A 20,018-nucleotide genomic window follows, 5' to 3' on the forward strand; every position below is an offset into this window, starting at 1 on the left:
GACGGCGGTCCGGCGGTGTTGAGGGACTGACGCCCGGACGCCGCCGGGCCCGCCCCGAGGAGGAAGCCGTGCGCAGACCCCGCACCCTGGCCCTGCTGTCCGTCGCCGTCACCGCCGGCCTCGCCGTGCTCGTCGCGGCCGCGGCCCCTGCGTCCGCCGGCGGGCCCACCTCGGTGCTCGTCGTCGACTACGACGGCGCCCGCGCCGGCGCCGCCCTGACCGGCAGCGCCGCCTACGCCGACCTCGAGAAGGCGCTCTCGCCCTACGACCCTCCGCGCGGGGACCGCACGGCGCCGGCGTCGTTCATGGGGACGAGCCTGCGCCTCACCTGGCTCATCCACGACGTGACGCCCTGGCGCGTCGACGCCGTCACGCTCGACGGCGACGACGTGTGGGTCGAGACGACGATGAGCATCGACGGCAGCACCGACCTCTTCTCGGCGCCCTCGGTCCGTCACCGTCCCACCGATGCCGCCCTGCTGCTGCGTACCCTCCGCTCGCTCGGTGTCATCGGGGACGCGACACCGGCGAGCGCGGCCGGGAGCACACCGACGCCCGGCGCTGCGCCCGGGACCCACGTCCCCGTCGCGGCGGCGCCACCGACGGGTGCGGCCACGGCGACCGGTCTCCCCTGGCCGGCGACGGTCGGGCTGGCGGGGCTCGCGCTCGTCCTCGGCGTCGTCACCGGCTTCGTGGCGCGCCCTCGCGTGCGTCGACGCTTCTCGGCTCCGGCACCTGCGGCACCTGCGGCAGCTGCGGAAGCTGCGGAAGCCGAGGCGGCGGGCGTACCCCGACGGCCCGAAGCGGTCGGCTTCTCGGCCGACCCGCGCGGGGCCGACGCGCCTTCGCCGTCGGCGCGCCGACCTTCACGCTCAAGTCGAACCTGAAGCCTCAGAAGGTCGCGGCGACGTCGAGCGCACGCTGCAGGTCGTCCGGGTACGAGCTCTCGAAGTGGACGTACTCCCCCGTGCCCGGGTGCTCGAAACCGAGCCCGACCGCGTGCAGCCACTGGCGGTCGAGGCCGAGCCGGGCGGCGAGCGTCGGGTCGGCGCCGTAGAGCGGGTCGCCGCAGCACGGGTGGTGCAGGGCGGCCATGTGCACGCGGATCTGGTGCGTGCGGCCGGTCTCGAGGTGGATCTCGAGCAGGCTCGCGTAGCGGAACGCCTCGAGCACCTCGTAGTGGGTCACCGACGGCTTGCCGGTGCTCATGACGGCGAACTTGAACTCGGCGCCCGGACGGCGCCCGATCGGAGCGTCGACGGTGCCGACGAGGGGGTCGGGCAGGCCCTGGACGAGCGCGTGGTAGGTCTTGTCGACCTGCCGGCTGCGGAACAGGTGCTTGAGGCGGCTGTAGGCGTACTCGCTCTTGGCCACGACCATGAGGCCGGACGTACCGACGTCGAGCCGGCTGACGATGCCCTGGCGCTCCGGGGCGCCGGAGGTGGAGATGCGGTAGCCGGCCGCTGCCAGGCCACCGACGACGTCCGGGCCGGTCCAGTTGAGGCTCGGGTGCGCCGCGACGCCGACCGGCTTGTCGACGACGACGAGGTCGTCGTCGTCGTGGATGATCCGCATGCCGGGCACCGGCTCGGCCACGACCTGCAGGCTCGGGCTCGCCTCGGCGCGCGGCAGCGACACCTCGAGCATGGCGCCGGCGACGAGCCGCTCGGACTTGCCGACCGGACGTCCTGACTGCGCCACGTGACCCGCCGCGGCGAGCTCGGCGGCCTTGGTGCGCGACACCCCGAAGAGGCGCGAGACGCCGGAGTCGACACGCTCGCCCTCGAGGCCGTCGGGCACGAGGACGGTGCGGGCCTCCCCCGCGGACACGGACTCACTCATCGCCGTGCTCCGTACCCTCGATGGTCGACGCCTCGGCGGCGCGCTTGTCGCGGTCGCGACGGCCGTCGACGCCGATGCCGAGCATCGCGAGGACGACGACGAGGCAGGCCGCCCCGACGATCCAGATGTCGGCGACGTTGCCGATGAACCACCGGTAGTCGATGAAGTCGACGACGTGCCCCTGGCCGCCGCCGGGCGGCCGCACGAACCGGTCGGTGAGGTTGCCGACGGCGGCGCCCAGCAGCAGGCCGAGGGCAAGGGCCCAGGCGCGCGAGCCGAGGTCGCGGGCCACGACGACGATCGCGACGAGCACCGCGAGGGCGATGCCGGTCATGACCCACGTGTTGCTCGCCCCGAGCGACAGGGCCGCGCCGGGGTTGCCGATGAGCTTGAAGCGGATGAGCTCGCCGATGAACGGGCGCGGGCTGCCGTCGGACAGCGTCGCGAGCGCGACGGCCTTGGTGAGCTGGTCGCTGGCGTAGGCGAGCACGGCGACGACGGCGAGCATCGCGAAGAGTCGCCTCCGTCGGGTCGGGGACGGACGCTCGGACGTGGTCCTCGCGGTGGGCGGTGCGCTGTTCTCGGTACTCACGGTCTCTCGGTCGGACGCGGCACCGGCTCCCACTCCGTGCTGGGTGGGGGTCGGCGCCGCGTCCCGGGTTGGTGCGTCGGCGCGGCTGGGCGCGCCGGCGGCGTTGTTCAGTGGCGGTCCTGCTTCTCCTGGCATGACATGCACAGGGTCGCACGCGGACGGGCCTGGAGTCGAAGCTTGCCGATCGGGTTGCCGCAGTTCTCGCACACGCCGTACGTGCCCGCCTCGAGCTGCTCGAGGGCGTGCTCGGCCTGGACGAGCCCGGCGCGGGCGTTCGCCGCCACCGACATCTCGTGCTCGCGCTCGGCGGTCTTCGCACCGGCGTCGGCCTGGTCGTCGCCCGCGCCGTCACCGGACGAGCGCAGGAAGCTGTCGAGCTCGTCCTCGGCGATCCTGAGCTCTTCGCGGTGCTGGTCGATCTCCTCGAGGAGGACGCCGCGGACCTCCGCGATCTCCTCCTCGCTCCAAGGGCTCTCGTCGTCCTTGACGCGCAGCGTCTCGGCGATCTTCTTCGCGCTCGTGCGCGAGGTGCCGGTCCTGGCCCGGCTGCTGGCACTCGTCGCGCTCCGGGTACCGGTGGTGGGGCTCGTCGTCGTCACTGCTGCCTTCTCGGGTCGTGCGGCCGAACGCTGAGGAGCGCTCGGCCGAGGGGTCCTGGTGCGCCGGGGCGCCGTGCTGGTCGCCGACGTCGTCTTCGTCGTCGGCTTCGGGGCGGTCTTCGTCGCGGTCTTCGTCGCCGTCTTCGTCGCCGTCTTCGTGGTCGGCTTCGAGGTGGTCTTCGGGGTCGTCGTGCCGGTCGGCGTCGAGGCCCTGCCCGCAGTCTTCTTGACCGCGGTCTTCTTCACCGTGGTTTTCGCCGATGCGGTCGCCTTCGTCACGGTCTTCGCCGGCGCGGCCTTCTTCGCCGTGGCCTTGGCGGGCGCGGCCTTCTTCGCCGGAGCCTTCGTCGCTGCAGTCCTCGTCGGCGCCGCCTTCTTGGCTGCGGCCTTCGTCGTTGCGGCCTTCGTCGTCGCGGCCTTCGTCGTCGCAGCCGTCGCAGACCGTGTCGCCGCCTTCTTCACCGCAGGCTTCGACGCGGTCTTCGACGAGGCAGCCTTCGTGGCCGAGGCCTTCGCTGCGGGCTTCGACGCGGTCTTCGACGGAGCGGTCTTCGTCGCGGTCTTGGTCGCGGTCTTGGTCGCGGTCCTGCTGGTGGCCTTCGCGGGGGTCGCCCTGGTCGCGGCGGCTCTGGCCGTGCGACCCACCGCCGTCACCGCCCGCTTCGCTGCGGTCGTCACCGCCGCCGTCCTCTTCGCCGCCATGGCGTCACCTCCGTCGCTCGTGCCGTCGACGCTGCAAGTGCGGCTGACAATAGGCCCCGCGCGGGTCCCGCACAAACACGAAACGCGCACGGGCACAAAGAGTCACCCAGCACGTACAACGCGGGCCGACCGGGAAGGTTCCCGGTCGGCCCGCGTGCGAGCGTCTGCGTGTCTCGAGGACGGGCTGAGGGTGCGCCTCAGCCCTGGCTGTCGCCGGCGCCGGCATGCGCCGGCTCCTGGACGTTGCTGTCGAGGTCGTGCAGCTGGCCCTCGATGTAGTTCTTGAGGTTGCTGCGGTAGTTCTTCTCGAAGCCGCGCAGCTCGCTGATCTTGCGATCGAGCAGCGACTTCTGCTTGTCGAGCTCCTCGAGCAGCTGGGCCTTGCGCTGCTGGGCCTCGGCGACCATGCCGGTCGAGCGCTCGCGCGCCTCGGTCAGCATCTCGTCGCGCTTGGTCGCGGCGTCGGCGAGCATCCGGTCGCGCTGCGAGGTGGCCTCGGCGATCATCTGGTCGCGCTGGGCCGTCGCGGCGGTGGCGATCTGCTCGGCCTGACGCGTCGCCTCCTCGTGGCGGGCCTGACCGGCGTTGATGAGCTCGTCGTGCTTGGTCTGGCCGGTGTTGATGAGGTCGCGGTGGCGGTTCTCGGCCTCCGAGATCAGCTCGTTGCGACGCGTCTCGCCGGCGGCGACGTGCTCGTCGTGGAGGCGCTGGGCCAGCGCGATGACGCCGGCGGCGTCGGTGCTGCCCGCAGGCGCGGCGGCCGCAGCGGCAGCCGCAGCGGCCGGCTGGATGCGGGCGGCGGCCTCGGCGTCGGCGTTGGCGCGCGCAGCGCGCTCCTCGGCGGCCCGGGCGTTCTCCTGCGACTTGGCGAGGCGGGCCTCGATGTCGCGGGCGCTGTCCTGGGACTTGGCCAGGCGCGACTCGGCGTCGGCGACCTTGGTGTTGAGGTCGTTGAGCTTGGCCTGGGCGTCGTTGAGGGCCTTGGAGTCGACCGCGGACTTCGCGGCGGTCTCGGCCCGCTCGGCCTCGGCCCGGGCCCGCTCGATGCGCTCCTTGGCGGCGCGCTCGGCGTTGTCGGCCTCGGCCTTGGCCTTGGCGGCGCGGTCCTGGGCGGCCTTGAACGCGCGCTCGGCGTCCTGGATCTTGGCCGTCAGCCCGCCGAGCTTCGCGTCGTCACCAGGACGGCCCACGGCCGGCATCGCGGCCGTGGCAGCCTCGGCGCGCACCGCCGACTGGTTCTTCGACGCTCGGCAGTCGTTGAGCTGCTTGAGGTAGTCGTCGCGCTGCTCGATGAGAGAGCGCATCTCGGCGACGATCTCGTCGAGGAAGTCGTCGACGTCCCGCTCCTCGTAGCCCCGGCGGAACTGCGTGGTCTGGAAGTGCTTGTTGAGCACCTGTTCCGGCGTAAGCGCCATGTCTCACCTCGATGCAGACGTAGTGGTTCGGGTCCAAGGTATCTAACGTTCCGGTCACGAACCAAAGCCGTGCTCGGCGTGGTGCGTGTCGTATCCCACGTGCCGCCCGGCTCGCACCCCGGGTTCGACTGTCCTCGTGGCGGGCTCGGCCGGCCCGCAGGTCCGTCCCGCTGTCAGAAGAAGCTGGGGACGTTGAGCGCCAGCGACGTGAGCAGCATGAGGACGAGGAAGCTGAGGTCGAGCCGGACCCCGCCGAGGTTCGGCGACGGGATGACCTTGCGCAGCGCCTTGAGCGGAGGGTCGGTCACCGTGTACACGGCCTCGGCGAGGACGAGCACGATGCCCGTGGGGTGCCAGGACCGCGCGAGCATCTGCACCCAGTCGAGGACGAAGCGTCCGATGAGGGCGATGAAGAAGGTGAAGACGACCACTCCGTAGATCGTCCAGAACGCGTCCATGAGGTCAGTGTCGCCGATGCGGCCGCATCCCGAGCAATCGGGGTGCTGTGGGGTCGCTGTGCGTGGGTGTCCGAAGGTGGCCGGGCCGCCGCGTCAGCTCTGGTTGAAGAAGCCGCGGGTGGAGGGCGACGGGGCCTCCGGCTCGTCGGCCGCGATCTCGACGTGCGCCGGCGACAGCAGGAACACCTTGGAGGTGACCCGCTCGATCGTGCCGTGCAGACCGAAGACGAGACCCGCCGCGAAGTCGACGAGACGCTTGGCGTCGGAGTCGTCCATGTCGGAGAGGTTCATGATGACCGGCACCTGGTCGCGGAACCACTCGCCGATGTTCTTGGCCTCGTTGTACGTGCGAGGGTGGATCGTCGTGATGCGGTTGAGGCCACCGACCTCGGGCTCACGCACGACCGCCGCGACGGGACGACGCGTCGGCAGCTGCGTGACGGCCGCGGTGTGCTCCGGCTCGTCGTCGTAGCGGTCGGACTCGTCGTACGCCTCGTAGTCGTCGTACCTCTCGTGACGCTGGTCCTCCTCGCTCAGTCCGAGGTACACCATCGTCTTGCGCAGTGCCCCTGCCATGGCCGGCTCCCAACGTTCGGATCGTGCTGAATCGTTGCCGACGTTACAGAAGTGACGGGCGTGAACCGAGGATTGCCGTTCCGACACGCAGGTGTGTCGCGCCGTGGCGCAGCGCGGCCTCGAGGTCGCCGCTCATGCCGGCCGAGAGCCAGCTCGCGCCGGGGTGTCGCTCGCGCATGTTGCGGGCCAGGTCGTACAGGGCCGCGAAGGACGCGTCGGGGTCGGCCCCGAGCGGCGCGACCGCCATGAGGCCACGGAGCCTCAGGGCCGGCTGCCCCTCGACGACCGCGGCGATCGCCTCGAGGTCCTCGGGCAGGGCTCCCCCGCGCGAGGTGTCACCGTCGAGGCTGACCTGCAGGAGGACCTCGAGGCCGCCGTCCCTTCGCCCGGCCCGGTGCGCGCCCTTGGCGAGACCGGCGACGAGCTTGACCCGGTCGAGGCTCTCGACGACGTCGGCGTACTGCGCGACGTGGGCGGCCTTGTTGCCCTGGAGCCGGCCGATGAAGTGGAGCACGGGCGCGTCGGACCCACGGGCGGCTCCCCCGGCCCGCTCGTCGAGCGCCTCGCGCACCTGCGCGTACTTCTCGGCCGCCTCCTGGTCGCGGTTCTCGCCGAAGCTGCGGACCCCGAGCTCGTGCAGGAGCAGCACGTCAGAGGCCGGGAAGAACTTCGTGACGACGACGAGGGTCACCCCGGCCGGGTCGCGACCCGCGTCGGCGCAGGCGCGCTCGATGCGTCCGTTCACGGCGTCGAGCGAGGCACGCAGCTGTTCGCGACGCACGTCGGGGTCGACGACGCCGACGCCCGGGGCGCTCACGCGAGGGCCTCGCGGCGCACGACGACGCCGGCGAACCGGCCCGTCGTGCCGTCACGGCGGTAGGAGTAGAGATCGGCGTCCTCGCGAGTGCACCCCGCGACCCACTCGACCTCGACACCGGCGTCGGCCAGCTGCTCGACGACCCCGGCCGCGACGTCGACGGCGGGGGTGCCCTGCCACGAGCGGGCCGCTGCGGCGGGCGTGACACCCGCCGCCGCCCGCGCCATGTCGGCGGGAACCTCGTAGCAGCGTCCGCAGACCGACGGCCCCACGGTGGCGCGCACCCGGCTGGCGCCGAGGTCGCGCATCGCGGCGACCGCCCTCGGGACGATCCCCGCGACCATGCCCGGACGCCCCGCGTGGACCGCCCCGACGACGCCCGCCTCGGCGTCGTGGAGCAGCAGCGGCACGCAGTCGGCCACGAGGACGGCGAGAGCGAGTCCTGTTGCGCGTGTGACGATCCCGTCAGCCTCGGGCGGCTCGCCCGACCACGGCCCCGAGACCTCGACGACGTCGGTCCCGTGCACCTGGTTCATGAAGAGCAGCTGCCCGCGCGGGACGCCGACCTCGCGGGCCAGCGCCATCCGGTTGGCCTCGACGACCGCGGGGTCGTCGCCCACGTGTCCGCCGAGGTTGAGGCCGGCGTAGGGCGCCCTGCCCTCCCCCGCCGACCGGCCGGTGAACGCGAGGTCCAGGCCGCCGCGGGCCGCCCCGGGCGTCGGGTCGTCGTGGGGATCGGATCGCCAGAAGAACACGAGGGCCAACCTATCCGCCGGGCCGGGGAACGCCGACGGGAGGCGCCGCGTCGGCGCCTCCCGTCGGTAGGTCGTGCTTCGTGCTGACGACGTCTCGGACTACTTGAGGAAGTCGGGCACGTCGAGCTCGTCGCTGTCCTCGAACGTCACCTGCCGCGGCGGCTGCTGGGAGGGACGGGGCGCCGCGGGCGGCTGCTGGCCCTGGTGCTGCGGGGCGGCCGGCTGCTGCGTGGGCAGCTGCTGCGGGGCGGCGGGCTGCTGGTGCACCGGCTGCTGGTGGACGGGCTGCTGGTGCACCGGCTGCTGGTGGACGGGCTGCTGGTGCACCGGCTGGGCTGCGGGCTGGGCGGCGACCCCGTTGCTGTGCTGCTGCGCCTGGTGGTTGCCCTGGTGGTTGCCCTGGTGAGCGGGCGCGGCGGACGGGGTGGACCGGCCCATGACCTGGCCGAGCGCACGGTCGTCGTCGCGGCGCGTCGGGCCGCCACCGTCGAAGCCGGCCGCGATGACCGTGACCCGGACCTCGTCGCCGAGGGCGTCGTCGATGACCGCACCGAAGATGATGTTCGCCTCGGGGTGCGCCGCCTCCTGGACGAGGCGGGCGGCCTCGTTGATCTCGAAGAGGCCGAGGTCGCTGCCGCCCTGGATCGAGAGCAGGACGCCGTGCGCGCCGTCGATCGAGGCCTCGAGCAGCGGGCTGCTGATGGCGAGCTCGGCGGCCTGGACGGCACGGTCCTCGCCGCGGGCCGAGCCGATGCCCATGAGGGCCGAACCCGCACCCTGCATGACCGACTTGACGTCGGCGAAGTCGAGGTTGATGAGGCCGGGCGTCGTGATGAGGTCGGTGATGCCCTGGACACCGGACAGGAGCACCTGGTCGGCGGAGCGGAACGCGTCCATCATCGAGACGTTGCGGTCGCTGATCGACAGCAGCCGGTCGTTGGGGATGACGATCAGGGTGTCGACCTCCTCGCGGAGGCTGCCGATGCCGGACTCGGCCTGGTTGGCGCGGCGACGGCCCTCGAACGTGAAGGGGCGCGTGACGACACCGATGGTCAGTGCGCCGAGCTGGCGGGCGATGCGGGCCACCACCGGCGCGCCGCCGGTGCCCGTGCCGCCGCCCTCTCCGGCGGTGACGAAGACCATGTCGGCCCCCTTGAGGACCTCCTCGATCTCCTCGGCGTGGTCCTCGGCGGCCTTCTTGCCGACCTCGGGGTCGGCGCCGGCGCCGAGGCCACGGGTCAGCTCGCGGCCGACGTCGAGCTTGACGTCGGCGTCGCTCATGAGCAGCGCCTGCGCGTCGGTGTTGATCGCGATGAACTCGACGCCCTTGAGGCCCACCTCGATCATCCGGTTGATGGCATTGACGCCGCCGCCGCCGATGCCGACGACCTTGATGACGGCCAGGTAGTTCTGCGGTGCTGCTGCCACGGGAGTGGGCCTTCCTGAGTGGTGGTGCCGGTACTGCGAAGTTCGCGGGATCGTCCGGTGGGTGCGGCTGGGGGTGGCTTCGGGTGGTGCGGTGGCCCAACCTTAAAGGTCGACCTGACGGTTACGGTTTGGTCACGGAACCAGTGCCCCGACGGTATGCCGTGGCCCGTGGCCGATCAACACAACTCGCGGCGTGTCGTCGCGTCGGTTGCCCCATTTCCCGAGGCACCGGCACACCGGCCACATCCACACCATCGGCACCATCCGGCAACGCCGGTACCAACTGCCGCGCACACTGTCCCACGCCGCGTCGGCAGGCGCGCGCCGGGGTCGGCGCACGGGCCGGCCAGCCGCCTCAGCGCGTCACGGGTGAGTCCGGGACGCTGACGTCGATGGTGTCTCCGGGCTCGCCGAGCAGGACCGTGACGAGCTGTGCCTTGCGGGCGCCCTCGCCGGCCCCGCCCCACACGACGGTCTTGCGCTTGGACTTCGAGGAGACGGTGAAGCTCACCTGGTCGGCCGCCGACACGGTGACCCCGGAGACGTCGCCACGCACCGACGCCGGCAGCGAGGTGAGTGCCTGGACCGCCGCGGCCACGCCGGACTTCGTCACCGTGTCGCTGCTCGAGCGCACGAGCGGCACGCTGTCGGGCGCGGCGGAGAGGGTGCGGAAGGCGAAGCCCTCGGCGTCGACGAGGTCGACGCTGCCCTCCGGCGTGCGCACCGCGAGGACCGCCCGTCGTGGCGACACCTCGATGACGACCGTGTGCGGCAGGCTCCGGGACACCGTGACGTCGTCCCACGCCTTGCCGGCGACGAGCCGCTGCTCCGCCGCACCGGTGTCGACCCGCATGAGCGGCCCACCGAGAGGAACCGCGGCGACCCGACGCACCTCGGCCGCGGCCGCGCCGGTCACCCCGCGCACCTGCACCTGGGTGGCCGTCAGCACGCCGCTGAACCAGCCGAGCCACGCCACGAGGCCGAGGACGAGGAGCAGGACGACGCCGACGCCCGCGAGGACCCGGGGCCGCCGGCGGGCCGCAGCGGCCCGACGCTCGAAACGGGCGCGCGAGGACGACAGGCCGCGTCCGGCGACCTGGCGTCCGTGCGACCCGTCGTGCATCACGCCTCCTCGTCACCGAGGGCGAGCAGGACCTCGGGGCCGATCATCGTGACGTCGCCGGCGCCGACCGTGAGGACGAGGTCGCCCGGGCGCACGAGCCCGGCGACGCGTCCGGCCACCTCGGCCCACGAGGGCACGTAGAGCACCTCGACCCCCGGGCGCGCCTCGCGGACGGCGTCGACGACGAGCTGCCCCGTGACGCCGGGGACCGGGTCCTCGCGGGCGGCGTAGACGTCCATGACGACGACGACGTCGGCAGGGGCGAGCCCCGCGCCGAGCTCGGTGGCGAAGTCGCGGGTGCGGCTGTAGAGGTGCGGCTGGAAGACGACGACGAGCCGTCCGCTGCCGGCCACGAGCCGGGCGGCGGTCTCGACCACGGCCGCGACCTTGCCGGCGTTGTGGGCGTAGTCGTCGACGACGACGACGCCACCGGCCTCGCCCTTGGGCTCGAACCGGCGACGGGTGCCGGTGAAGGACGCGAGGCCGGCGAGGACCCGCTCGGGCTGCTGGCCCAGGCCGTGGACCGCGGCGGCGTAGGCCGCCGCCGCGTTGAGGGCGTTGTGCCGGCCGGGCACCGCGAGGGTCATCGCGTGCTCGGTGCCGGCGTCGGTGAGCCCGACCGACGCCGTGAGGCCGTCCTGCTCGTGGTCGCGCAGGACGACGTCGGCCTCGGTGGAGAAGCCGTACGTGACGACGCGGGTGCCGGCGGCCCGGGCCCGGTCGGCGAGGGCGGCCGAGCCGGCGTCGTCGAGGCAGGTCACGAGCAGGCCGCCGGGACGGATCGTCGCGACGAAGGCGTCGTAGGCGGCCTGGACGACCTCGAAGGTGTCGTAGAAGTCGAGGTGGTCGGGCTGGACGTTCGTGACGACCGCGACCTCGGGGTGGTAGACGACGAACGAGCCGTCGCTCTCGTCCGCCTCGACGACGAAGACGTCGTCGGCGCCGTCGTGGGCGTTCGTGCCGTGCTTGGCGAGCTCTCCCCCGACGGCGAACGACGGGTCGAGGCCACAGCCCTGCAGCGCGACGGTCAGCATCGAGGTGGTCGTCGTCTTGCCGTTGGCGCCCGCCACGGCGACGGCATGGCGACCGTGCATGAGGGAGGCGAGCCCCTGCGCCCGGTGCAGGACGGGGATCCCGCGCTCGCGGGCGGCGACGAGCTCGACGTTGTCCTCGCGGATCGAGCTGCTCATGACGACGGCGTCGGCGCGCTCCTGGTGGGCGGGGTGGAACCCGACCCACACGTGCGCGCCCTCGCTCTCGAGCGCCTTGAGGACCGGGACGTCCTTGGCATCGCTGCCGGTGACGGCGACGCCGCGGGCCAGCATGATGCGCGCCACCCCGGACATCCCCGCCCCGCCGATGGCGAGGAAGTGGACGCGTCCGAGGTCGGCGGCGTCGGGCACCGGGGCCGTGAAGTCGAAGCGGGCGGCGGCGAAGGGGTCGGCGGCCGAGGGGGTCATCGTCGCGCCCCCGCCCGGGCCGAGCCCGCCGCGGCGTCGTCGACCATGTCGGCGAGCCGCTCGTCGGCGGCGCGCTCCCCCAGCGCGGCGGCGGCCGTCGCCATCCGGTCGAGGCGCGGCCGGTCGGTGGCGAGGGCGACGACCTCGGACCCGACCCACTCGGGGGTCAGGTCGGCGTCGTCGACGAGGAGGCCACCGCCGGTCGCGACGACGTCGGCGGCGTTGACGCGCTGCTCGCCGTTGCCGACGGGCAGGGGCACGTAGACGGCCGGCAGGCCGACGGCGGTCAGCTCGCAGACGGTGTTGGCGCCGGCCCGCGCGACGACGAGGTCGGCAGCGGCGTAGGCGAGCTCCATGCGGTCGACGTACGGCACGACGACGTAGGGCGCGCCACCGTCGGGCACGGTGACGTCGAACTCCTTGCCGAGGCCGGTGACGTGCAGCACCTGGACGCCGGCGGCGCTGAGCCGCTCGACGTTGGCGCGGAAGGCGTCGTTGAGGCGCTGGGCACCGAGCGAGCCGCCGGTGACGAGGACCGTGGGGTAGGACGCGTCGAGGCCGAACAGGGCCATCGCCTCGGCCCGGCTGCCGGCCCGGTCGAGGGTGGACACGGCCCGCCGCAGCGGCATGCCGATGCGCGTGGCGTTCTTCAGCGAGGTGACCGCGAAGGTCGTGGCGACGTGGGCGGCGAAGCGCGCCCCCAGACGGTTGGCCAGGCCCGCCCGGGCGTTCTGCTCGTGGATGACGACCGGCACGCCCCGGCGGCGGGCCGCGAGGTAGGCGGGCGTGCTGACGTAGCCACCGAACCCGACGACCACCTGGGCCCCGGTGTCGTCGATGGCCGCACCCGCGGCGTCGACGGCGGCCTTGAGCCGGCCCGGCAGGCGCAGCAGGTCGGCGCTCGGCCGACGCGGCAGCGGCACCTTCGGCACGACGCGCAGGTCGAGCCCGTGCGCCGGCACGAGACGCGCCTCGAGGCCCTCGGCGGTGCCGAGCGCGGTGACGAGCACGTCGGGGTGCCGGCGGCGGAGCGCGTCGGCGAGGGAGAGCAGCGGCGACACGTGGCCGGCCGACCCCCCACCGGCGAGCAGGACGGAGGTGGGCGAGGACAGGTGGATCACCGACTTCTGCGAGAGGACAGGGCGCGGGTGCGCGAGGGCAGCACCGCGAGCGACCGTCTGATCATCCCGCGTCGGGACTCGAGCAGTGCACGGCACCCCGGCTCGTTGCGGGCGAAGGACAGCAGGACGCCCAGCGCGAGGAGTGTCGTGACGAGCGAGGAGCCGCCCGCGGAGACGAGCGGCAGGGGGACGCCGATGACCGGAAGGAGCCCGATGACGGCACCGATGTTGATGATCGCCTGGCCGATGAGCCAGGCCATGATGCCCGAGCCGGCGATGCGCACGAAGCGGTCCTGGGTGCGGCTGACGAGGCGGAAGCAGGCCCACGCGAGGATGCCGAAGAGCACGAGGATCATGAGCGTGCCCGGCAGCCCGAGCTCCTCGCCGATGATGGCGAAGATGAAGTCGTTGTGGGCCTCGGAGAGCCACGCCCACTTCTCCTTGGAGGCACCGAGGCCCACGCCCCACCAGCCACCGTCGGCGAGGGCGTACATGCCGTGCACCGCCTGGCCGCACCAGCCGTCGGGGTTGGTGTTGCACGTCGGGTCGAGGAAGTCGGCGATGCGCTTGACGCGGTTGCCGCTCGTGGCGACGAGGGCGGCGACGCCGGCCGCACCGAGCAGGCCGCCGACGACGAAGACCCGCAGCGGGGCGCCGGCGACCGCGAGGATCGCGGCGATGACGACGAGGAAGACCAGGGCGGTGCCGAGGTCGTGGCCGGCGAGGATCAGGGCCAGCACGACGGCGCTGATCGGTACGAGGAAGGGCAGCAGGACGTGCAGTACGCTCGACATGCGCGAGGCCTTGTTCGCATAGATCGCGGCGCCCGCCAGGACGATGCCGATCTTGGCCAGCTCGGAGGGCTGGAACTGCACCGGCCCGAGCGCGAGCCAGTTCTGGTTGCCGTTGACCGAGACCCCGAGCGGGATGACGGCGGCGAGGAGCAGGACCGACACGACGAGGGCCGGGATCGCCAGCCGCTTCCACTTCTTGACGTCGAGGCGGCTGGCGACGGCGGCCGCGACCGCGCCGAGGACGGCGAACATCAGCTGGCGGGCGAAGACCGTGTAGGAGGCCTTGTCGGCGAGCAGCTGCTCGACGCTGGAGGCGCTGAACACCATGATGAGCCCGATGACGACGAGGGTCGTCGTGGCGCCGAGGATGAGGTAGTACGTCGTCAGCGGCGACTCGAGCTTGGCGATGATCGGCAGCGACCGGGTGGAGCCGGTCCGGCTCGCCTCGTCGGCATGCGCCTCCGCACGGGCGCGTGCCCGCTCCTTGGCGGCCTGCGCCGCGCGGGCGCGCTGCGCCGCCGACCCGCGGGCCGGCGTCCCCTTGGACGCCGAACCGGTCGAGCCCGCCGAACCCGTCGAGCGGCCCGACCGGTTCGAGGTCGTCGTGCTCACCTCGTGCTCACCCCATGGTTCGCCCCAGTGCTCACCCTTCGCCCCCGCTCGCGCTGGCGTGCCTGCGGACCGCCTCCTCGAAGGCGTCGCCGCGCGCACCGTAGTTCGTGAACATGTCCATGGACGCAGCTGCCGGGGCGAGCAGCACGACGTCGCCCGGCTGGGCGAGGCGCGCGGCCTGCTTCACGACGCGGTCCATGACCCCAGTGTCGGTCTCGGGCACGTCGACGACGGGGACATCCGGCGCGTGTCGGGAAAGGGCCTGGGCGATCTGGTCGCGGTCGGCGCCGATGAGCACGACGCCGCGCAGCCGCGAGGCGACGTCCTCGACGAGGGCGTCGACGTCGGCCCCCTTGAGCAGCCCGCCGGCGACCCAAACGACGGAGTCGAAGGAGCGCAGCGCGGCCGCCGCCGCGTGCGGGTTCGTCGCCTTGGAGTCGTTGACGAACCGGACGCCGCGGACCGTGGCCACCTCGGAGATGCGGTGCCGGTCGGGCCGGAACGCGCGCAGGCCGTCGCGCACGGCGATCGGCCCCACGCCGTACGCACGGGCCAGAGCGGCCGCGGCGAGGGCGTTGGCGACGTAGTGCGGCGGCGGGGGCGGCCCGTCGCCCTGGAGGTCGGCCAGCGTGCACAGCTCGGCGGCGGAGCGCTGCCGCTGCTCGACGAAGGCACGGTCGGCGAGGACGTCCTCGACGATGCCGACCATCGAGGGCGCGGGGATGCCGAGGGTGAACCCGACGGCCCGGCACCCCTCGACGACGTCGGCCTCCATGACCAGCTGCTCGGTCTGGATGTCGGCGACGTTGTAGACGCAGGCCAGGTGCGTGTTCTGGTAGATGCGGCCCTTGGCCCGGAGGTACTCGGCGTAGCCGCCGTGCCAGTCGATGTGGTCGGGGGCGACGTTGAGCACGGCCGACGCGACCGCCGAGACCGAGCGCTGCCAGTGCAGCTGGAAGCTGCTCAGCTCGACGGCGAGCACGTCGTAGGGCTCAGGGTGCAGGACGGCCTCGAGCAGCGGCGTGCCGATGTTGCCGGCGGCGGTGGCGCGCAGCCCGGCGTGCTGCAGGATCGAGGCGAGCATCTGCACGGTCGTCGTCTTGCCGTTGGTGCCGGTGACCGTGAGCCACGGCGCCGCGCCCTCCTCGGCGCGCATCCGCCACGCGAGCTCGACCTCGCCCCACACCGGGATGCCGGCGGTGGCCGCGGCGAGCATCAGGGGGTCGTGCGGCGGGACGCCGGGCGAGGTGACGACGAGCTCGGTGCCCTCCGGGGGCGCGACGACGTGCTCGGGACCGAGGCGCACGTCGACGCCGAGGATCTCCAGGATGGTGGCCCGCTCGCGGATGACGTCGGTGGCGTCGCGCGAGACGGCCGTGACGCGCGCGCCCCGCTCGGCGAGGGCGTCGGCGGCGGCGAAGCCGGACACGCCGAGCCCGACGACCAGCACCGCGATGCCGCTCCAGTCGGCGTCACGGTGGGTCAGGCCCGGGCGGGGCTCGTAGCTCGGGTCGAAGGTCACTGGGACCCCACCACCCACTCGGCGTAGAAGAGGCCGAGCCCGAAGGCGACGAAGAGCCCGGCGATGATCCAGAAGCGGACGACGACGGTCACCTCGTTCCACCCGACCATCTCGAAGTGGTGGTGCAGCGGTGCCATCCGCAGCACCCGTTTGCCGGTCAGCTTGAAGGAGGCCACCTGCGCCACGACCGAGAGGGTCTCGAGGACGAACATGCCGCCGAGGATGATGAGCAGCAGCTCGGTGCGGGTCGTGATGGCCAGGCCGGCCAGCGCGCCACCGAGGGCGAGCGAGCCGGTGTCGCCCATGAAGATCTTCGCGGGCGTCGCGTTCCACCAGAGGAACCCGAAGCAGGCGCCCATCCCGGCGGCGGCCACGAGCGCGAGGTCGTGCGAGTCGCGCACCTCGTAGCACTTGATGCCCGGGTTGGTCTGGCAGTTCTGGTTGAAGGTCCAGATGCTGATGAGGACGTAGGCGCCGAAGACCATCGTGGAGACGCCGGTGGCCAGGCCGTCGAGACCGTCGGTGAGGTTCACGCCGTTGGAGGCGCCGGCGATCATGACGTTGGCGAAGATGACGAACAGCACGACGCCGACGGCCGAGCTGCCCGCGACGGCGAGGCTGATGTTCGTCTCGCGGACGAACGAGACGAGCAGCGACGCCGGGGTGCGGTACTGCTCGTTCGGGAACTGGACGGCGAGCACCGCGAAGATGACGCCGACGAGCGTCTGCCCGATCAGCTTCTCCTTCGAGCGCAGGCCGAGGCTGCGCTGCTTGCTGATCTTGATGAAGTCGTCGAGGAACCCGACGAACCCGAGCCCGCCCATGAGGAACAGGACGAGCAGCCCCGATGCCGTCGGCGGGTTGAGCGTCAGCAGGTGCGCGACGAGGTAGGCCCCGAACGTCGCCGCGATGATGACAGCCCCGCCCATCGTCGGGGTGCCGCGCTTGGTGTGGTGCGAGGTGGGGCCGTCGTCGCGGATGAACTGGCCGTAGCCGCGCTTGACGAGGAACTTGATGAAGAGGGGGGTGCCGAAGAGGGAGATGAGCAGCGAGACGGACGCCGCGAGCAGGACGCCCTTCACCGCGTCACCCCCTGCGCCGCCGACGCGGTTCGGGGCTCGGGCACCGGGACTCCGGCGAGCCGGTCGCCGAGCCAGCGCAGCCCGCTGTCGCGGCTCGACTTGAGCAGGACGACGTCGCCGGGCTCGAGCTGCTCGGACAGCAGCGCGTGGGCCGCGTCGGTGTCGGGCACCCACGTCGCGCCGGGGAACGCGTCGGCGATCGGCCGGGCCCCCTCCCCCACGGCGACGACGCGGTCGACGCCCCGGTCGACGGCGTAGGCACCGACGCCGCTGTGCTCGGCGTCGCTGTCCTCGCCGAGCTCGAGCATGCCGCCGAGGACGGCCCAGCGGCGGCCGGTCGTGGCCATCGCGGCGAGGGCGTCGAGCGCGGCACGCATCGAGTCGGGGTTGGCGTTGTAGGCGTCGTTGACGACGACGACGCCGTCGGGGCGTTCGGTGATCTCCATCCGCCAGCGGCTCACGGCCTCGGCGGCGCCCAGCCCGGCGACGACCTGGTCGAGCGTGAGGCCCAGTTCGAGCGCTGCCGCGGCGACGGCCAGCGAGTTGCCGACGTGGTGGGCACCGCTCTGGCGCAAGGAGACCCGCGCGGACCCCTGCAGGGCGACGAGGGTGTACGTGGGGCGTCCGCGGTCGTCGAGCTCGACGTCCACGGCACGCACGTCGGCGTCGGGTGCGAGCCCGACGAGCACGACGCGGGAGGCGAGACCCTCGGCCATCGCGCGCACGAGCGGGTCGTCGGCGTTGAGGACGCTGACGCCTTCGGCCGGGACCGCCTGAGGCAGCTCGGCCTTGGCCAGCGCGATGTTCTCCTTCGAGCCGAACTCGCCGACGTGGGCCGAGCCGACGTTGAGGACGACCGCGACCTGCGGCGGCGCGATGCGCGTCAGGTACTCGATGTGGCCGATGCCGCGGGCGCCCATCTCGGCGACGAGGAAGCGGGTGGTCGGCGTGACCCGGCAGACCGTGAGCGGCACGCCGATCTCGCCGTTGAGCGAGTTGACCGGCGCGACCGTCTCGGCGACGGCCGAGAGGACCGAGGCGAGGAGGTCCTTGGCGCTCGTCTTGCCGGACGAGCCGGTGATGCCGACGACCCGCAGCTCCGGGGCCTTGTCGACGACCCCGCGGGCGACCTGCCCGAAGGCCGTCTGGACGTCGTCGACCACGACGCACGGCACGCCGTCGACGACGCGGGAGGTCAGGGCCGCCACGGCACCCGCTGCGGTGGCCGCGCCGACGTAGGCGTGCCCGTCGGCGTGCTCGCCGACCCGGGCGACGTAGAGGCTGCCGGCACCGCACTCGCGGGAGTCGGTGCTGACGGGCCCGTCGACGACGACGGCCTCGGGCGCGTCGGTGCCGTGGACGGTCCCGCCGGTGAGGTCACGGACCTCGGCGAGAGTCAGGGGGATCACGCGGTCACCTCCGGGCGCGCCGTCGCGCGGCGCGTCGAGGTGACGGCGGCGAGGGCGGCGCGGACGGCGTCGCGGTCGTCGAACGGGTGCTTCACTCCGAGGATCTCCTGGCCCTTCTCGTGTCCCTTGCCGAGCACCACGACGGTGTCGACGCGCCCTTCCTGCTCCCCCTGTTCCCCCTGTTCGCCCGACTCGACCACCGCGAGGGCGATGGCCTCGGCGATGGCGCTCGACCGGGCCCCGCCGTCGATGACGAGGGTGGCCGTGGCGTCTCCGGAGGCCACCTGCGCGCGGGCGCCCTCGGCGACCGCGGCACGGATCGTCGCGGGGTCCTCGCTGCGCGGGTTGTCGTCGGTGACGACGACGACGTCGGCGCGGCGGGCCGCGGCGGCCCCCATGGCCGGACGCTTGCCGCTGTCGCGGTCGCCGCCGGCACCGAGGACGGCGATGAGGCGCCCCTGCGTGCTCGGCCGCAGCGCCACGAGGGCGGCGTCGACGGCGTCGGGGGTGTGCGCGAAGTCGACGACGCAGCGGGGCGTGCCGTCTCCCCCGGCCGCGACGACCTCCATCCGGCCCGGCACGTCGGGGGCGACCGCCATGGCGGCCTCCACCTCGGCGTCGGTGAGCCCGGTGGCGAGCAGCGCGAGGGCGGCGAGGGCGGTGTTGGCGACGTTGAAGTGGCCCGGCAGGTGCGAGACGAGCGCCAGGCCGCGGCCGGTCGCCCGCTCGCGCAGCGTGAACGCGCCGGCGTCACCGTCCTCGACGGTCCAGTCGGCTGCATGGGCGGCGGTGTCGGCGGCCTCGGACGCGTCCGTCGTCGACAGCGTCGACAGCGTCGACAGCGTCGACAGCGTCGTCACCGGCACGCCGGCCTCGCGCGCCAGGCGGGCGCCCCACGCGTCGTCGACGCAGACGACGCCGGCGCGCGAGCGTTCGGGCGTGAAGAGCGAGGCCTTGGCCGCGAAGTAGGCCTCCATCGACGGGTGGAAGTCGAGGTGGTCCTGGGAGAGGTTCGTGAAGAGCGCGACGTCGTAGACGACCCCGTCGACGCGGTGCAGCTCGAGGGCGTGGCTCGACACCTCCATGACGCACGCGTCGGTGCCGCGCTCGCGCATGACGCCGAGCAGGGCGTGCAGGTCGGTGGCCTCCGGGGTCGTGCGCACCGACTCGACGCGGTCCTCGCCGATGCGGGTCTCGACGGTGCCGATGAGCCCGGTGCGCGAGCCGTGGGCCCGCAGCGCCGACTCGACGAGGTAGGCGGTCGTCGTCTTGCCGTTCGTCCCGGTGATGCCGATCATCGTCAGCCCCTCCGAGGGCCGCCCGTACACGGTCGCGGCGGCCTGCCCGAGCACGGCGCGCGGGTCGGCGGCCACGAGCACCGGCACGGCGTCGAGCCCCTCGCGCGCGACGGCCTCCTCGACGAGGGCGCGGCCCTCGGCGTCGGTGAGCACGGCGACGGCGCCGGCGCGGACGGCGTCGGCGGCGAAGCGGGCCCCGTGCACGTTGAAGCCCGGCAGGGCGGCGTAGAGGTCACCCGGAAGGACGCTGCGGCTGTCGAGGGTGACGCCGGTCACGAGGGTCTCGTCGGCGGGCCGGGAAGCGGCCTGCGGGGCGCCTCCCGTCCGGCTCGTCAGGTCGCCGAGGGCGCCCAGCGCAGGGAGGGGCACGCCCGACGTGGCGGGTCGAACGGTGGAAGGTGACACGTCATCCC

General features: G+C 73.3%; 19 protein-coding genes. 2 read left to right on the plus strand and 17 right to left on the minus strand.

The features are described from left to right. Nucleotides 1-68: 68 nt before the first annotated feature. Nucleotides 69-887: a hypothetical protein gene (locus RY076_RS21280; RefSeq protein ID WP_323101531.1), complete on the plus strand. Its 819-nt coding sequence runs from the start codon at nt 69-71 to the stop codon at nt 885-887. Between the two features lie 4 nt (nt 888-891). Here RY076_RS21280 and RY076_RS21285 read toward each other — a convergent pair whose 3' ends face one another. The 3 genes from RY076_RS21285 to RY076_RS21295 all read right to left on the minus strand — a co-directional run bounded on the left by RY076_RS21285 (nt 892) and on the right by RY076_RS21295 (nt 3,033). Next, a complete protein-coding gene (locus tag RY076_RS21285; RefSeq protein WP_323101532.1) occupies nt 892-1,842 on the minus strand; it encodes an RluA family pseudouridine synthase in 951 nt (316 codons plus the stop codon). Next, nucleotides 1,835-2,434, minus strand: coding sequence for a signal peptidase II (locus RY076_RS21290; RefSeq protein ID WP_323101535.1), 600 nt, complete (start codon nt 2,432-2,434; stop codon nt 1,835-1,837). The genes RY076_RS21285 and RY076_RS21290 overlap by 8 nt, the downstream gene beginning before the upstream one ends. 107 nt (nt 2,435-2,541) lie before the next feature. Beyond that, nucleotides 2,542-3,033, minus strand: coding sequence for a TraR/DksA family transcriptional regulator (locus RY076_RS21295; protein WP_323101538.1), 492 nt, complete (start codon nt 3,031-3,033; stop codon nt 2,542-2,544). 157 nt (nt 3,034-3,190) lie between these two features. Between RY076_RS21295 and RY076_RS21300 the strand changes: the two genes are divergently transcribed. Further along, nucleotides 3,191-4,021 carry a hypothetical protein gene (locus RY076_RS21300; protein ID WP_323101541.1) on the plus strand — a complete coding sequence of 277 codons (831 nt, stop codon included), beginning with the start codon at nt 3,191-3,193 and terminating at the stop codon, nt 4,019-4,021. Here the strand turns inward: RY076_RS21300 and RY076_RS21305 are convergent. The 14 genes from RY076_RS21305 to RY076_RS21370 form a co-directional block, all read right to left on the minus strand. After that, nucleotides 3,933-5,150, minus strand: coding sequence for a DivIVA domain-containing protein (locus RY076_RS21305; RefSeq protein ID WP_323101544.1), 1,218 nt, complete (start codon nt 5,148-5,150; stop codon nt 3,933-3,935). The genes RY076_RS21300 and RY076_RS21305 overlap by 89 nt on opposite strands. 173 nt (nt 5,151-5,323) lie before the next feature. Further along, nucleotides 5,324-5,608, minus strand: a complete 285-nt coding sequence (locus RY076_RS21310; protein WP_076258843.1) for a YggT family protein — start codon at nt 5,606-5,608, stop codon at nt 5,324-5,326. 93 nt (nt 5,609-5,701) lie between these two features. Next, nucleotides 5,702-6,184, minus strand: coding sequence for a cell division protein SepF (locus RY076_RS21315; protein ID WP_323101547.1), 483 nt, complete (start codon nt 6,182-6,184; stop codon nt 5,702-5,704). 43 nt (nt 6,185-6,227) lie between these two features. Beyond that, nucleotides 6,228-7,001, minus strand: coding sequence for a YggS family pyridoxal phosphate-dependent enzyme (locus tag RY076_RS21320; RefSeq protein ID WP_323101549.1), 774 nt, complete (start codon nt 6,999-7,001; stop codon nt 6,228-6,230). Beyond that, the gene (pgeF, locus tag RY076_RS21325) at nt 6,998-7,756 is read right to left on the minus strand and encodes a peptidoglycan editing factor PgeF (protein ID WP_323101551.1); all 759 of its coding nucleotides are present in this window, start codon (nt 7,754-7,756) and stop codon (nt 6,998-7,000) included. The genes RY076_RS21320 and pgeF overlap by 4 nt, the downstream gene beginning before the upstream one ends. Before the next feature lie 99 nt (nt 7,757-7,855). Further along, nucleotides 7,856-9,184, minus strand: coding sequence for a cell division protein FtsZ (ftsZ, locus tag RY076_RS21330; RefSeq protein ID WP_323101554.1), 1,329 nt, complete (start codon nt 9,182-9,184; stop codon nt 7,856-7,858). Nucleotides 9,185-9,539: 355 nt separating this feature from the next. After that, nucleotides 9,540-10,307: a cell division protein FtsQ/DivIB gene (locus RY076_RS21335; protein WP_323101557.1), complete on the minus strand. Its 768-nt coding sequence runs from the start codon at nt 10,305-10,307 to the stop codon at nt 9,540-9,542. Next, complete coding sequence (murC, locus tag RY076_RS21340; protein WP_323101559.1) at nt 10,307-11,767, minus strand: UDP-N-acetylmuramate--L-alanine ligase; 1,461 nt, start codon at nt 11,765-11,767, stop codon at nt 10,307-10,309. Before murC ends, RY076_RS21335 begins: the two co-directional genes overlap by 1 nt. Continuing rightward, the gene (gene murG, locus RY076_RS21345) at nt 11,764-12,888 is read right to left on the minus strand and encodes an undecaprenyldiphospho-muramoylpentapeptide beta-N-acetylglucosaminyltransferase (RefSeq protein ID WP_323101560.1); all 1,125 of its coding nucleotides are present in this window, start codon (nt 12,886-12,888) and stop codon (nt 11,764-11,766) included. The genes murC and murG overlap by 4 nt, the downstream gene beginning before the upstream one ends. Further along, nucleotides 12,885-14,294 (minus strand): putative lipid II flippase FtsW, encoded by a 1,410-nt coding sequence (gene ftsW, locus RY076_RS21350; protein WP_323101563.1) that lies wholly within the window; start codon nt 14,292-14,294, stop codon nt 12,885-12,887. Before ftsW ends, murG begins: the two co-directional genes overlap by 4 nt. A gap of 31 nt (nt 14,295-14,325) precedes the next feature. Continuing rightward, nucleotides 14,326-15,816 carry a UDP-N-acetylmuramoyl-L-alanine--D-glutamate ligase gene (gene murD / locus RY076_RS21355; protein ID WP_323101565.1) on the minus strand — a complete coding sequence of 497 codons (1,491 nt, stop codon included), beginning with the start codon at nt 15,814-15,816 and terminating at the stop codon, nt 14,326-14,328. Beyond that, a complete protein-coding gene (gene mraY, locus RY076_RS21360; RefSeq protein WP_323101568.1) occupies nt 15,813-16,898 on the minus strand; it encodes a phospho-N-acetylmuramoyl-pentapeptide-transferase in 1,086 nt (361 codons plus the stop codon). The genes murD and mraY overlap by 4 nt, the downstream gene beginning before the upstream one ends. Continuing rightward, a complete protein-coding gene (locus RY076_RS21365; protein ID WP_323101571.1) occupies nt 16,895-18,307 on the minus strand; it encodes a UDP-N-acetylmuramoyl-tripeptide--D-alanyl-D-alanine ligase in 1,413 nt (470 codons plus the stop codon). Before RY076_RS21365 ends, mraY begins: the two co-directional genes overlap by 4 nt. Continuing rightward, nucleotides 18,304-20,010, minus strand: coding sequence for a UDP-N-acetylmuramoyl-L-alanyl-D-glutamate--2,6-diaminopimelate ligase (locus RY076_RS21370; protein WP_323101572.1), 1,707 nt, complete (start codon nt 20,008-20,010; stop codon nt 18,304-18,306). The genes RY076_RS21365 and RY076_RS21370 overlap by 4 nt, the downstream gene beginning before the upstream one ends. Nucleotides 20,011-20,018: the final 8 nt, after the last annotated feature.

It is taken from the genome of Intrasporangium zincisolvens (genome assembly GCF_034724055.1).
Classification (GTDB): domain Bacteria; phylum Actinomycetota; class Actinomycetes; order Actinomycetales; family Dermatophilaceae; genus Monashia; species Monashia zincisolvens.

Bases quoted from the DNA above. Each gene is read 5' to 3' on its own strand.
- RY076_RS21285 (WP_323101532.1), bottom strand. From the start codon at position 1,842: ATGAGTGAGTCCGTGTCCGCGGGGGAGGCCCGCACCGTCCTCGTGCCC.
- RY076_RS21305 (WP_323101544.1), bottom strand. From the start codon at position 5,150: ATGGCGCTTACGCCGGAACAGGTGCTCAACAAGCACTTCCAGACCACG.
- RY076_RS21310 (WP_076258843.1), bottom strand. From the start codon at position 5,608: ATGGACGCGTTCTGGACGATCTACGGAGTGGTCGTCTTCACCTTCTTC.
- RY076_RS21315 (WP_323101547.1), bottom strand. From the start codon at position 6,184: ATGGCAGGGGCACTGCGCAAGACGATGGTGTACCTCGGACTGAGCGAG.
- RY076_RS21335 (WP_323101557.1), bottom strand. From the start codon at position 10,307: ATGCACGACGGGTCGCACGGACGCCAGGTCGCCGGACGCGGCCTGTCG.
- murC (WP_323101559.1), bottom strand. From the start codon at position 11,767: ATGACCCCCTCGGCCGCCGACCCCTTCGCCGCCGCCCGCTTCGACTTC.